The organism is Bacillus sp. YP1 (assembly GCF_000877815.1).
Taxonomy (GTDB): Bacteria; Bacillota; Bacilli; order Bacillales; family Bacillaceae; genus Bacillus; species Bacillus subtilis.
The window spans coordinates 3,925,646-3,940,000 of sequence record NZ_CP010014.1 but is presented as its reverse complement, the minus strand read 5'-3'; the positions used below and the strand labels follow the sequence as shown (position 1 = coordinate 3,940,000).

14 protein-coding genes and 1 rRNA gene (1 of these 15 running past the window's edge) are annotated in these 14,355 nt (G+C 44.2%); all 15 read right to left on the bottom strand.

Features of this window, described 5'->3' with window-relative positions:
• A 16S ribosomal RNA gene (locus QF06_RS19425) occupies positions 1-781 on the bottom strand; it reaches 769 nt to the left of the window's first position.
• Between the two features lie 310 nt (positions 782-1,091).
• A complete protein-coding gene (lysS, locus tag QF06_RS19420) occupies positions 1,092-2,591 on the bottom strand; it encodes a lysine--tRNA ligase (RefSeq protein ID WP_003242743.1) in 1,500 nt (499 codons plus the stop codon).
• Positions 2,592-2,682: 91 nt separating this feature from the next.
• A complete protein-coding gene (gene dusB, locus QF06_RS19415; RefSeq protein ID WP_003243741.1) occupies positions 2,683-3,684 on the bottom strand; it encodes a tRNA dihydrouridine synthase DusB in 1,002 nt (333 codons plus the stop codon).
• 23 nt (positions 3,685-3,707) lie between these two features.
• A complete protein-coding gene (locus QF06_RS19410; protein ID WP_003226678.1) occupies positions 3,708-3,917 on the bottom strand; it encodes a helix-turn-helix domain-containing protein in 210 nt (69 codons plus the stop codon).
• Positions 3,869-4,372, bottom strand: a complete 504-nt coding sequence (folK, locus tag QF06_RS19405; RefSeq protein WP_003242690.1) for a 2-amino-4-hydroxy-6-hydroxymethyldihydropteridine diphosphokinase — start codon at positions 4,370-4,372, stop codon at positions 3,869-3,871. Before folK ends, QF06_RS19410 begins: the two co-directional genes overlap by 49 nt.
• Positions 4,369-4,731: a dihydroneopterin aldolase gene (gene folB, locus QF06_RS19400; protein ID WP_003242949.1), complete on the bottom strand. Its 363-nt coding sequence runs from the start codon at positions 4,729-4,731 to the stop codon at positions 4,369-4,371. The genes folK and folB overlap by 4 nt, the downstream gene beginning before the upstream one ends.
• On the bottom strand, positions 4,724-5,581 hold the full coding sequence (folP, locus tag QF06_RS19395; protein WP_003242672.1) for a dihydropteroate synthase: 858 nt from the start codon (positions 5,579-5,581) through the stop codon (positions 4,724-4,726). Before folP ends, folB begins: the two co-directional genes overlap by 8 nt.
• On the bottom strand, positions 5,563-6,444 hold the full coding sequence (gene pabC, locus QF06_RS19390) for an aminodeoxychorismate lyase (RefSeq protein ID WP_003244544.1): 882 nt from the start codon (positions 6,442-6,444) through the stop codon (positions 5,563-5,565). The genes folP and pabC overlap by 19 nt, the downstream gene beginning before the upstream one ends.
• Entirely contained in the window at positions 6,444-7,028 is a 585-nt protein-coding gene (gene pabA / locus QF06_RS19385) for an aminodeoxychorismate/anthranilate synthase component II (RefSeq protein WP_003243797.1), read from the bottom strand. Before pabA ends, pabC begins: the two co-directional genes overlap by 1 nt.
• 13 nt (positions 7,029-7,041) lie before the next feature.
• Positions 7,042-8,454 (bottom strand): anthranilate synthase component I family protein, encoded by a 1,413-nt coding sequence (locus QF06_RS19380; protein WP_003242468.1) that lies wholly within the window; start codon positions 8,452-8,454, stop codon positions 7,042-7,044.
• Positions 8,455-8,620: 166 nt separating this feature from the next.
• Entirely contained in the window at positions 8,621-9,547 is a 927-nt protein-coding gene (cysK, locus tag QF06_RS19375; protein WP_003244491.1) for a cysteine synthase A, read from the bottom strand.
• Between the two features lie 75 nt (positions 9,548-9,622).
• On the bottom strand, positions 9,623-10,516 hold the full coding sequence (locus QF06_RS19370) for a peptidyl-prolyl cis-trans isomerase (protein WP_003243824.1): 894 nt from the start codon (positions 10,514-10,516) through the stop codon (positions 9,623-9,625).
• Positions 10,517-10,562: 46 nt separating this feature from the next.
• Positions 10,563-11,438, bottom strand: a complete 876-nt coding sequence (hslO, locus tag QF06_RS19365) for a redox-regulated molecular chaperone HslO (RefSeq protein WP_003226695.1) — start codon at positions 11,436-11,438, stop codon at positions 10,563-10,565.
• Positions 11,439-11,449: 11 nt separating this feature from the next.
• On the bottom strand, positions 11,450-12,226 hold the full coding sequence (locus QF06_RS19360; protein WP_010886388.1) for a type III pantothenate kinase: 777 nt from the start codon (positions 12,224-12,226) through the stop codon (positions 11,450-11,452).
• Between the two features lie 194 nt (positions 12,227-12,420).
• Positions 12,421-14,334: an ATP-dependent zinc metalloprotease FtsH gene (gene ftsH / locus QF06_RS19355; protein WP_003243881.1), complete on the bottom strand. Its 1,914-nt coding sequence runs from the start codon at positions 14,332-14,334 to the stop codon at positions 12,421-12,423.
• Positions 14,335-14,355: the final 21 nt, after the last annotated feature.

Genomic DNA, 14,355 nt, shown 5'->3' with positions numbered 1-14,355 from the left:
CCACGCTTTCGCTCCTCAGCGTCAGTTACAGACCAGAGAGTCGCCTTCGCCACTGGTGTTCCTCCACATCTCTACGCATTTCACCGCTACACGTGGAATTCCACTCTCCTCTTCTGCACTCAAGTTCCCCAGTTTCCAATGACCCTCCCCGGTTGAGCCGGGGGCTTTCACATCAGACTTAAGAAACCGCCTGCGAGCCCTTTACGCCCAATAATTCCGGACAACGCTTGCCACCTACGTATTACCGCGGCTGCTGGCACGTAGTTAGCCGTGGCTTTCTGGTTAGGTACCGTCAAGGTACCGCCCTATTCGAACGGTACTTGTTCTTCCCTAACAACAGAGCTTTACGATCCGAAAACCTTCATCACTCACGCGGCGTTGCTCCGTCAGACTTTCGTCCATTGCGGAAGATTCCCTACTGCTGCCTCCCGTAGGAGTCTGGGCCGTGTCTCAGTCCCAGTGTGGCCGATCACCCTCTCAGGTCGGCTACGCATCGTTGCCTTGGTGAGCCGTTACCTCACCAACTAGCTAATGCGCCGCGGGTCCATCTGTAAGTGGTAGCCGAAGCCACCTTTTATGTTTGAACCATGCGGTTCAAACAACCATCCGGTATTAGCCCCGGTTTCCCGGAGTTATCCCAGTCTTACAGGCAGGTTACCCACGTGTTACTCACCCGTCCGCCGCTAACATCAGGGAGCAAGCTCCCATCTGTCCGCTCGACTTGCATGTATTAGGCACGCCGCCAGCGTTCGTCCTGAGCCAGGATCAAACTCTCCGATAAAGTAGTTTGACTGACTACGCACATCGCTGTGCGATTTTTAAAAACTGAATTAACAGGTACGTTTTGTCTTGTTTAGTTTTCAAAGATCATTTTGTTCACTTCGTTCAAGCGACTTTATTATTATAACTCGTTGACTCAGTGAAGTCAATAACTTTTTTTGAAGTTCTTTTTTTCGTTATCGCCTTGTTTAGCGGCAACGAATAATAATATACCACCTAGTAAATAATAGTGCAATAGTTTTTTTGAAGAAATACTAAGGGATTTAAAAAGAGCGGCATCCTTTCCCTATGGAGGATACCGCTCTTTTTTATTAGCGTTGTCTCATTTGCGGGAATAACAGCACATCGCGAATAGAAGGGGCATTCGTCAGCAGCATAACCAGACGGTCGATACCGATGCCTAAACCTCCTGTTGGCGGCATACCGTATTCCAGAGCTTCAACAAAGTCTTCATCCATTAAATGAGCTTCATCATTACCGGCTTCACGCTCTTTTAATTGCGCTTCAAAGCGTTCTCTTTGATCAATAGGATCATTCAGCTCTGTAAACGCGTTGGCATGTTCACGGCCAACGATAAACAGCTCAAAACGGTCTGTAAAACGCGGGTCCTCAGGGTTTTTCTTAGCAAGAGGAGAAATTTCTACAGGATGCCCGTAAATAAACGTTGGCTGAATAAGCGTTTCTTCAATTTTTTGTTCGAAGAATTCGTTGATGATATGGCCTACTGTCATAGAGTCTTTAATTTCTACTTCATGTTCTTTTGCATATTCACGCGCCTGCTCAACAGTAACCTCTTCCCAGAAATCAACGCCGGTCGCTTCTTTGACTGCGTCAACCATATGGATTCTTTTCCACTCCGGTTTAAGGTCGATTTGCTCTTCCCCGTATTGAATCGTAGTTGTGCCAAGCACTTCTTGGGCGATATGAGCGACAAGGTTTTCAGTTAAGCTCATGATATCTTTATAGTCCGCATATGCTTCATATAACTCAATCATTGTAAATTCAGGGTTATGGCGTGTAGAGACACCTTCGTTACGGAAAACACGGCCGATTTCATATACTTTTTCTAAACCGCCGACAATTAGACGTTTTAGGTGCAGTTCGATAGCAATACGCATATAGAGTGGAATGTCTAACGCGTTGTGGTGAGTGATAAACGGACGTGCAGAAGCTCCCCCAGGAATGCTGTGCATTGTAGGTGTTTCTACTTCTAAGTATCCATGATCATCAAGGTACCTTCTCATAGCTTGAATGATCTTGCTTCGTGTAATGAACGTATGTTTGCTGTCTGGGTTTACGATAAGATCCAGATAGCGCTGACGGTAGCGCTGCTCAACGTCTTTTAAACCATGGTATTTGTCAGGAAGCGGACGAAGCGCTTTTGTCAGCAATTCAAAGGAAGTTGCTTTAACAGACAATTCGCCTACATTTGTTTTGAAGACTTTTCCGGTTACGCCGATAAGATCACCGAGGTCAGAAGACTTGAAGATTTCATATTGGTCGTCACCGACACTGTCTTTTCTTACGTAGATTTGGATTTGGCCTTCTAAATCCTGAAGATGGGCAAAGCCGGCTTTTCCTTTGCCGCGTTTTGTCATCATGCGGCCTGCGATTGTAACTTCAATCGCTTTTTCTTCTAACTCTTCTTTGGTTAGATCTTGATATGCCGAAATAACTTCTTGAGACTGATGAGTTCTTTCAAAACGTGCGCCGAATGGATCGATGCCGTTATCTCTCAGCTGATTCATTTTATCGCGTCTGACTTGCAGCTGATCATTCAATTCTTCATGGTTATGCTCTTCTTGACTCATTGTTATCACTCCATTACAGATATTGTTTCATGAAAAAAGCAGAAAAACTGCCAGCGTAAAACTAGCAGTGAGCAGCAAATAGAGGTGAGTATTATCCTACTTTTGCATTTTGAAGCTCTTTTGCCTCAACTTCAACCGTAAATGCATCTAAAAGCTGTACAAACTCTTCTCTCGTCTCGCAATGATTGATTTCATTACGAACGTTCGCATTGCCTTTCACGCCTTTCAGATACCATGCAGCGTGCTTTCTCATTTCTCTTACCGCTACGTTTTCACCTTTTAAGTCAATCAGGCGGTCAAGATGCAGTTTGCATACGGCCATTTTTTCGCGTACTTGCGGCTCTTCTTTTAATTTACCTGTTTCAAGATACTGAACCGTACGGTAAATCATCCACGGGTTACCCAATGCAGCGCGTCCGATCATGACCCCGTCTACTCCTGTCTCATCGAGCATACGCTTAGCATCCTGCGGTGTCTTAACATCGCCGTTTCCGATAACCGGAATCGATACTGATTGTTTTACTTCTTTGATGATATCCCAGTTTGCCGTTCCTTCGTACATCTGCACTCTCGTACGGCCGTGAAGCGCCACTGCTTTACCGCCCGCACGTTCTACAGCCTGTGCATTTTTCACTGCGAAAATGTGGTCTTCATCCCAGCCCATTCTCATTTTCACTGTAACTGGCTTATTAACAGCATCCACTACTGCAGAAACCATTTCGTAAATCTTATCAGGATCGAGAAGCCATTTGGCTCCCGCATCGCATTTTGTAATCTTCGGCACGGGACATCCCATGTTAATATCAATGATATCAGCAGTTGTGTTTTGGTCTACAAACTTCGCCGCTTCCACAAGGGTTTCCTTTTTTCCTCCGAAAATTTGAAGGCTCAGTGGTTTCTCACGTTCATCAATATAAAGCATACCCATTGTTCTTGCATTGTTGTAAAGGATCGCTTTGTCACTGACCATTTCAGCGCATACCAATCCGGCTCCGAATTCCTTTACAGTCAATCTGAACGCAGAGTTGCAGACACCAGCCATAGGTGCGAGCACAACCCGGTTTTTCAATTGAATATCTCCGATTTTGAACAATTTTTCTCCTCCTTTCATTTGTTCTATTTTTCTGGCGGCGCCAATTCGTCCGCACTTATATTTAAAACATCTGCTGCATCTTGAATGATGGCAGCAGACGGCAATCGGTTTCCGCGTTCAATTTCGCCGAGAATAGAAACTGATATACCTAATGCTTTTGCAAATCCTTCTTGAGTATAACCTTTCAGCTTTCTGAATGCACGAATTCGTCTACCCCAGATTTCTGCTTCCATACTCTTACACCTTCTTGGTCTGTTTCGGCGCTTGTAGCCTCTTTTTCAACCTGCTGGCAAATTTCCGCAAGCGGCGCAAGGACAAACAAACGCTCATACATTCTCGGATGCGGAACAATTAGTTGCTCTGTTTCAATATTTTCACGATTAAATAACAAAATGTCAAGGTCTGCCGTCCGCGGCCCCCATCTTACTTCCCTTGTTCTGCCTAATTCATTTTCTATCTGCTGCGTCAGTTCAAGGAGTTCAAAAGGGTTCAATGATGTCTTGATTTCAACAGCCATATTCAAAAATTGAGCTTGATCTTCGTATCCGACCGGGTCAGTTTCGTAAATAGACGACACTTTAGTGACTGTCACCGCAGCATGCTGATGCAGTAAAGCCACTGCTTGCCTTAAATACGTTTCTCTATCTCCAATATTAGATCCAAGTGCAATATAAGCTATGTTGTTCATGACTTTTTTCTCGTAATTTCAATTGCTACTGATTTATAGTGTCCGGGAATTGGCGGGTCTGGCTTAATCACTTTCACCGTACATTGCTGAACAGGCTGAAATTTTCCGAGAACAGTGCCAGCAATACGTTCCGCCAGCGTTTCCACCAATTTCACAGGCTCCCCTTCCACGATATCTTTACATACGTGATAGAGCTCAGCATAGTTGATCGTTTGCTCAAGGTCGTCTGTCTGTCCAGCTTTGCTTAAATCCAGCTCAGCGGTTAAATCGACTTTAAACCGCTGGCCAAGTTTGTTTTCTTCTGTGAACACACCGTGATATCCGTAAAACTCCATACCTTCTACATAAACTTTATCCATGGTGCACCCCTCCCTTATTCAGCATCGCGTCCATCATTTTCGCCATTCTGGCAATTTGCTTTACATCATGGACCCTGACAATGTCACAGCCTTTTTGAATGCCGAGACACACAGTCGCGCCTGTGCCCTCAGCCCGCTCCTCAGGCGGAAGATCCAGAACACGTCCGATGAATCTTTTTCGGGAGGTTGCCAGAAGAACCGGATATCCCAATCCGCTGAAAATCTCTAGTTTGTTCATCACTGCCAAGTTATCGTGATAGGTTTTCGCGAAACCGATACCAGGATCAAGAATAATGTTCTTCTCGTCTACTCCGGCCTCAACAGCAATTTTTACACTCTCCATTAAGTCCGACAGCATATCCGGCAATAAGTCATTGTAGTTTCTTTCAGGGCGGTTATGCATGAGTACAATTGGAACATTATGTTCAGCTGCAACGGAAGCCATCTTCGGATCATGTTTGGCTCCCCAAATATCATTGATAATGGATGCACCGGCTTTCACTGCTTCATCTGCGACAGAAGCCTTGTACGTGTCTACAGAAATAGGAACACCAAGCTCTTTCGTAATCCGCTCAATCACCGGAATGACTCTGGACATCTCCTCATCCTCAGATACGCACTCAGCGCCAGGCCTTGTCGATTCCCCTCCAATATCAATGATATGGGCACCATCATCGATCATCTCTTTCGCGTGCAGCAGCGCCTTGTCCAAGCTGTCATATTTTCCGCCGTCCGAGAAAGAGTCAGGCGTTACGTTTAAAATTCCCATCACCAGCGTCTTCTCTTTATATGATAAAGCGCTGGGCTTAGTGTGGATTACTTGTGTTTGATCTATTGTGTGCTGCGCCATGCTCTTCCTCCCTTTTCATGAATCATGTTCTTTATTTCTTTTTTGTATAACAATTGAAGAGCGGAGGTTGCTTCTCCGCTTTGGCTTCCATAGTTTACTTCTTCTATTTTAGTAAACGGGATGATTTCAAGAACCGAGTTCGTCATCCACGCTTCGTCAGCTGTCAAGAGAGCTTCTAGCTCATATCGGCCCGTTTTGAGCTCCAGGCCGATATCCTTTGCATTTTCTATGATAAAACGTCTCGTGACGCCGTCCAGAATACCGGTATCAAGCGATGGCGTATAGATACAGCGACCTTTTCTCCAGAAGACATTAGATATGATACCCTCTGCAACAGCTCCATCCTCCGTTAAGAAAATTCCCTCGACACGCGGATCATTTCCAATTTCCCGTTTCGCATACATATTATTTAGATAATGATGAGATTTTAACCGGAACGATCCCTCTGGAGTGTTTCTCCGTATCGATAAAACCTTTCCTTCTTTTTGCAAAGGAAGACTTTCTGGTTTCAGCTGATTCACAAAGCATAAAACGGTGGGCTTATCGTACGTCTGGGCGACAAAGCCTTTATCGCTGATTCCCGCTGATATGTTCAGTCTGACGCGGGCATTGCCATCCTTGATATCATTTAGCTTAAGCAGCTTGTCCAGCATCTCAAGGATCTCATGCTTTGAAACAGTATATTCGATTTGCAGATCCTTAAGCGCGCGTTCAAGCCTCTCTATATGCCAATCAAGCAAAAACGGGCAGCCTTCGTAGAGCCTGAAGGTTTCGAAAACACCGATCCCATATAAAAACCCATGGTCAAAAGGAGAAAGAACTGCATCTTTCTCCTCCATATACCGGCCGTTCACATATATCATCACGCAATAACTTCCTTGCGATATGTCTCAATAAAATTTCTGAGCATTTCTTTCCCAAAGGAGGTCATAATAGACTCTGGGTGAAATTGCACACCCTCTATCGGGAGGTCATTGTGGCGAATAGCCATGATTTCTCCTTCTTTCGTTTGTGCTGTTACTGTAAAACAGCTTGGCAGCGTCTCAGGTTTTACGATCAGCGAGTGGTATCGCGTCGCAACAAGGGGATTTTTCAACCCTTCAAAAATGGTTTTGCCGTCATGCTCGATATCCGAGGTTTTCCCGTGCATAAGCCGTTCTGCCCTAACAACATCACCACCGAACACTTGTGCGATGGACTGATGTCCGAGACATACACCGAAAATAGGAATTTTCCCTGCGAAATGTTTAATTGCTTCGAGGCTGATTCCCGCCTCATCAGGGCTGCACGGTCCGGGAGATATCATCAGAAAGTCCGGAGACAGTTCTTCAATTTCATCGATTGTGATGCTGTCATTGCGTTTCACAACCAGCTCTTCCCCAAGCTCGCCCAAATACTGTACCAAGTTGTACGTGAATGAATCGTAGTTATCAATCATTAAAATCATTTCTCCGCTCACCTCATCTAATTTTTGTCTCTTCTTCGCTCAGCTCTAATGCTCTTTGCATCGCAAAAGCTTTTTTGAATGATTCCTTGTATTCGTGCTTCGGAACAGAATCAATCACAACTCCTGCACCGGACTGCATAAATGCCTGCCCTCCGGTTGCATAAATGGTTCGAATGACGATATTAAACTGCAGATCGTGATTATATCCAAACCATCCTATAGATCCAGTATAAAGCCCTCGGCGTGTCGGCTCAAGTTCTTCTATAATTTCCATCGTTCTTACTTTCGGTGCACCAGTAATGGTTCCTCCGGGAAACACAGCATGAATAATATCTACAGCATCATACCCATCCTGCAGTTCACCTTGGACATTAGACACAATGTGCATCACATGCGAGTATTTTTCAATTGCCATGAATTCATTTACGCGCACAGACCCGTAACGTGATACTCTTCCCAGATCATTTCGCTCAAGATCAACCAGCATGACATGTTCCGCGCGTTCTTTTTCATTGTGTATCAATTCGTTTGCAAGCGCCTCGTCTTCTTCATTTGTTTTCCCTCTGGAACGGGTGCCCGCAATCGGTCTCGTCTCTAATAGCTTGCCCTTTTTGCTGACAAGCAGTTCAGGCGATCCGCAAATGATTTGGAAATCAGGTGTTTCTAAATACGCCATATAAGGAGAAGGATTTACTTCTCTCAAGGTTTTGTAAATTTGATATGGGTGGACAGACAGTGACTGTGACTGCCTTATTGATAGATTGACTTGAAACACATCTCCGCTGGCAATGTATTGTTTGATTTTCTCTACAGCTTGTGAGAACCCATCCTCGGTAAATGGCGCCGCGAAAGAACCAGCTGTTTCAGGCTTCATCTCTCGCGAAGTGACAGCGGGAAGCTCAGTCAACCACATCTGCTCTAACTCAGATAGCTTCACATCCGCTGTTTCCTGATCAGAACCATTAACATGAGTAATCAGCCATAGAGACTCTTCTTGATGGTCATAAACTGCTATATCATCAAAAACAAGAAAATAAATATCTGGTGTTTCTAAATCATCTAATGAGAGCATTTTAAAATTTTCAATGTACCGTGCGTAATCATAGCTGAGAAACCCGATTGCCCCGCCTTGAAAGTCAGGGAACTCATGATTCGTTTCTGTTTCCAGTGTTTTAAACCAGCTGTGGAAGGCCCGTAATGGATCACCTTCTTTAAACAGCATCTCATCACCATGCTTAATTGTAGTTATTCCGTCTTTTCCTTTCACAGTCGCAATTGGATCAAGACCGGCTATACTATATCTGCCGCCTCTTGCACTTTCGAGAAGTACATGATGTTTCCGGGATTGCGCAAGTTTCTCAAATTGTTGTAAGAATGAGTCTTTTTGAAAAGGTATTTTTTTGCCTGCCGGTCTGCGTTGTGCCATTTGTATCATTCCTCTATTTTCTTTTTTACTTGTTTTTAATTGTAAAGCAATGTTGTTAGTGAAAAAAGTGAATTTCTCTTCCAAGAATAACATTCGTCGCAGACATGGCATATTTGATGCACGAAATATAAAAAAACTCCCGGCGAACCGGGAGTTTTGGCTTTTTTTAATCGAATTGGTACAGCGGCGTGCTTAGATAACGTTCGCCGTTACTTGGAATGATGGCCAATACTTTTTTGCCTTTTCCGAGTTTTTTTGCTACTTGAAGAGCAGCATAAATTGCCGCACCTGATGAGATGCCTCCGAGAATTCCTTCTTCACGTGCAGCTCTGCGGGCATATTCGAATGCTTCTTCATTCTTCACAGGGAAGATTTCATCATATACTTCAGTGTTTAAGATGTCCGGCACGAATCCTGCTCCGATTCCCTGAATTTTGTGGGGGCCTGGTTTTCCTCCTGAAAGCACTGGGGAATCTGACGGTTCAACAGCATAAATCTTGATGGAAGGGTATGCTTCCTTCAGCACTTCGCCCGCTCCCGTAATCGTTCCGCCCGTTCCGATTCCGGCTACAAATGCGTCAAGCTGATCATCACCGAATTGCTCAACGATTTCTTTACCCGTTGTTTGGCGGTGAATTTCGGGGTTAGAAGGGTTGTTAAACTGCTGCGGCACAAAGTATCCGTGCTTTTCAGCAAGCTCTTCAGCTTTCTTAATAGCACCTTTCATGCCTTCCGCACCAGGAGTCAGCACAAGCTCAGCACCATATGCGCGAAGAAGGTTGCGGCGCTCCATGCTCATTGTATCAGGCATAACCAAAATGGCTTTTAATCCTTTAGCAGCAGCAACCATTGCAAGCCCGATTCCAGTATTTCCGCTTGTCGGTTCAATGATTGTATTACCGGCTTTTAATTTTCCTTCTTTTTCAGCCGCTTCAATCATAGCTAAACCGATACGGTCTTTTACACTGCTTCCAGGGTTCATGTATTCAAGTTTTAGATATACATCCGCACTGTTTTCATCTGCAAGGCGATTTAATTTAACGATTGGCGTATTCCCAATTAATTCAGTAATGGAGTTTGCTACACGTACCATTCTCGACACCTCAATTTCCGACTATTTGTATTGGTATTATGTATATAATCTATCAATTTCAAAATTTTTTGTCAATCACTTAGTACTTTTTTCCCCATAAAACCAAGATACATCGGCTTCTTTCCAAAGTGTCTTAACTGTCGCTTTATCGCCTAGCTGATCCATTGCGATTTGCCGTCTGATCTGGTCCTTTACTTCATCAAATGAGAACGTTCTTGCCTTTAGTTTTTCTTTCAGCTGGATAATGGCATATCCGTTGCTGACCTTTATTGGTTCCTGAGACCATTCATCCTCTTTGAGTGTTTTCGCCTCTTCAATGTATGCTGATGGAATGTTGTCTGATGCCTCTGTGACAAAACCTAAATCTCCGCCGTATGGTGATGTATATCTGTCTGTAGATCTTTCGGCAGCGACAGCTTCAAAGCTTGATCCGCCTTTCAGTTCTTTCAGGACTTCTCTTGCTTCTTCTTCATCTTTTACAACAATGTGCCGAATTCGATACGAATCATCAAACTGATATAGTTCCTTATTTTTATTATAGAATGATTCCAATTCTTTGTTTGAGATATCGATATCCCTTGTTAACAAATCCTCAAGGAGGATATTATAACGAATTTGGTCTTTCCACTCTTTCTCCGTCGTATGTTCATCTTCGTAAAAGGAATTATTGACCGCTTTAATCAGCAAAAACTCACGATCAACTTCGCTTTTGGATATTTTAAGTTTGTTCTTTTTAGCCAGCTGCTCAACAACTCGGACATTGATCATATCTTCAAGCGTTGACTTACCATACTGATCTTCCATTTCTTTCAGCCATTCTTCTCTTGTCACACTCTTGCCTCCGATAGTCGCAATAGACTCACCGGATGACGATGCGCCGGCTTGGGATTTCGTCAGCGTATATGCAACAGCAATACAGCAAACCAACAGCGCCCCTAAAATAATGGTCCAGATTGTTCTTGATTTCAAACCTGCTTTCAGCCCCTTTTCTCAAATTAAAAACCCGCTAAAGAGCTTAGCGGGTAGTTTGGTCACGAAGCCCTTCCAGCTCTTCTTTTGTAAATAAGTACTTTTCATTACAAAAATGGCATACTGCTTCGGCTTGTCCATCTTCTTCTATCATATCTTGAATTTCTTTTTTGCCTAGTCCTAAAATGGCTGTTTCGAACCGTTCTTTTGAACAAGGGCAATGGAATCTGACAGGCATCGTTTCCAAAATCTCAGGTTTCTCGCCTAGGACTTCTTCTAAAATTTCTTCTGGTGTCAGCCCTTTTTGGATGAGCTTAGAAATCGGCTCTACTTGAGATAGACGCTGTTCAATTTTTGTGATTGTTTCATCATCTGTTCCCGGCATCAGCTGAATAATAAAGCCCCCTGCCGCAAGAATGGTATTGTCAGGATTTACGAGCACACCTACGCCCACTGATGAAGGAACCTGCTCAGATGACACAAGATAGTAAGTAAAATCATCTCCTAATTCTCCTGAAACGATTTCTACTTGTCCTGTGAAGAACTCGCGCAAACCTAAATCTTTTACGACACTTAACGTTCCGTTTGTTCCAACCGCACGTCTGACATCAAGCTTACCTTGTTCATTTAAATCAAAATGAACTTGCGGGTTAGAGACATAGGCTCTGACTTCTCCTTTGGCATTGGCATCAGCTACAATAGCTCCGATCGGACCTCCGCCCTCGATTTTCACGGTCAGCTTATCATCGCCCTTCAGCATAGCGCCGAGCATAAGTGAAGCTGTCATTGTACGGCCTAGTGCAGCGGATGCTGTCGGCCACGTACCATGGCGTCTCTGCCCCTCATTTACCATATCAGTCGTTCTCGCTGCATAAGCCCGAACTTTTCCGTCATACGCAAGTGCTTTTACTAAATAATCCATTACTAAACCTCCTATACACTTCCTACGCGGTTTCTTTCATAAATCAATTCCAGCCCTTTTAGGGTTAAGAATGGATCAACGATGTCTATACAATCTGATTCGTTCGCAATGAGCGGCGCCAGGCCTCCTGTCGCAATGACCTTTGGTTCCTGTTTTGCCTGCCATTTCATTCGCTTAACGATTCCTTCCACTTGGCCGACATAGCCAAATAAAATTCCAGATTGCATCGCGCTAACAGTGTTTTTTCCGATAATATTGTCGGGCCGGGTGATTTCGATACGAGGAAGCTTTGCTGCACGCGAGTAAAGCGCCTCTGTCGAAATTGTAATCCCAGGGGCAATCGCCCCGCCCATGTATTGTTTGTTTTCATCAATATAGCAGTACGTTGTGGCGGTTCCGAAATCGACAACAATTAATGGATTGCCGTATAAGTGTATCGCAGCGACAGCATTTACGATTCTGTCTGCCCCCACTTCTTTCGGATTGTCATATTTTATATTTAAACCGGTTTTCATACCTGGACCAACAATTTGAGGCTCGATATGAAAGTATTTTGTGCACATTCTTTCTAACGCAAACATGATTGGCGGCACTACTGACGAAATAATAATGCCATCTATCTGTTCAAACATAAGCCCGGAGTGATCAAATAAGGAGCGCAAAATCATCCCAAACTCATCTTCTGTTTTATGCCTGCTTGTTTCTATACGCCAGTGATATTCTAATTTTCCATCATGATATACACCAAGTACAGTATTGGTGTTCCCCACATCGATAACCAGTAACAACCTCTATCACCACTTTTGAATAGTTTCTCTACTTTACTTTTTACAAACATTCTACAATACCATACACGATCAGCGGCTCATTTGTAAACAAATCGATACCAGAATTGGATGATTGTAAAAGCCGCACCTGAGCACATCATTTACATAAAAAAACTGCCAGCGTCAGCCGGCAGTTTTTTTAGAAAGAAAGCGAATTACTCTTTCGTATCGTCTTTCTTTTCTTCTGTTTTTGTCAGAATGTTTACTTTCACATCATCGTTCTTTTCATCATCTGAGAAATTACGCTCAGGTAATGTTCCATGATCGATAAGGTGTTTGATTTGTTCAGCGTCAAGCGTTTCAACTTTCAGAAGCGTTTGGGCAATCAATTCAAGCTTGTCACGATTTTCAGTCAGGATTTGTTTCGCACGCTCATAACATTCTTTGATGATGCGCTGAATTTCCTGATCAATTTCATAAGCGATTTGATCACTGTAGTTCTGTTCATTGTTGAAATCACGGCCTAAGAATACCTGACCGCCCTGAGACTGTCCAAATTGCAACGGTCCCAGTTTTTCTGACATACCGAATTCTGTAACCATTCGTCTTGCAATATTCGTCGCACGCTGGAAGTCATTGTGCGCCCCTGTGCTGACTTCACCGAAGATAATCTCTTCAGCAACACGTCCGCCCAAGAGGCCGACAATTTTATCAAGCAGCTCCGGCTTTGTTTGGAAATAACGGTCTTCTCTTGGCAGCATAACAGCATAACCGCCAGCCTGGCCCCGAGGAACAATCGTTACTTTATGAACCATATCTGCCTCATCTAAAACGAGACCGATAACGGTGTGTCCGCCTTCGTGATAAGCCACGATATTGCGTTCTTTCTTGGAGATAACGCGGCTCTTCTTAGCGGGTCCGGCAATTACACGGTCCGTCGCTTCGTCAATATCACGCGCATCGATTTTTTTCTTGTTTTGACGAGCCGCTACAAGCGCAGCTTCATTCAAGAGGTTTTCTAAGTCAGCGCCTGAGAAGCCTGGTGTTCTCATGGCAATTGATTTTAGGTTAACCGTTTCATCCAGCGGTTTGTTTCTCGCATGGACTTTCAATACAGCTTCACGGCCAATGACATCTGGGCGGTCCACTGTGATTTGACGGTCAAAACGTCCCGGACGAAGTAAGGCTGGGTCCAAGATGTCCGCACGGTTCGTCGCAGCAATGATGATAATTCCTTCATTAGCGCTGAATCCGTCCATTTCAACAAGCAATTGGTTTAGCGTCTGTTCACGTTCATCGTGTCCACCGCCGAGACCAGCGCCACGCTGGCGTCCGACTGCGTCAATTTCATCAATGAAGATCAAACAAGGCGCATTCTTTTTCGCATTTTCAAACAAGTCACGCACACGGGAAGCACCGACCCCTACAAACATTTCAACGAAATCAGATCCGCTGATGCTGAAGAAAGGTACGCCGGCTTCTCCTGCACAAGCCTTGGCAAGCAATGTTTTACCGGTACCCGGAGGTCCGACTAAAAGCACGCCTTTCGGTATTCTGGCGCCGAGCTCGGCAAACTTGCGGGGATCTTTCAGAAACTCAACAACTTCAACAAGTTCTTGCTTTTCTTCGTCAGCCCCTGCAACGTCTTTAAATTTGACGCGTTTCTTTTCCTCTGTATACAGCTTCGCTTTACTCTTGCCAAAGTTCATGACACGGCTGCCGCCGCCTTGAGCCTGATTGAGCAGGAAGAAAAACAGAATAAAGATAATGACAAATGGGATGATGGTCGTCAGGAACGTCACCCATCCGCTTGTTTCTTGCGCGGGCTCAACCTTTACGTCTGTCTTTTTCAAAGCGTTAAATATCTGGTCTGCTCCCTTTCCTTCAGGAACATGAGTCAAAAAGTATTGATCTTTGTCGTAGTTTTTCAGCTGCCCTTTTACCTCATAAACACCTCTGACAGGCTGAACCGATACGCTATCAACTTTCCCGTCATCCAGGTTTTTGATGAACGTACTGTACGACATATTTTCTGTTTTCGGATTTGAGGTCTGGAAGTAGCTCACAACCCCGATTACTACTAATAAAATAAGTAAATAAAAAATGGTATTACGGAAGACCCGATTCATTCCTTACCTCCTCCCACAGTA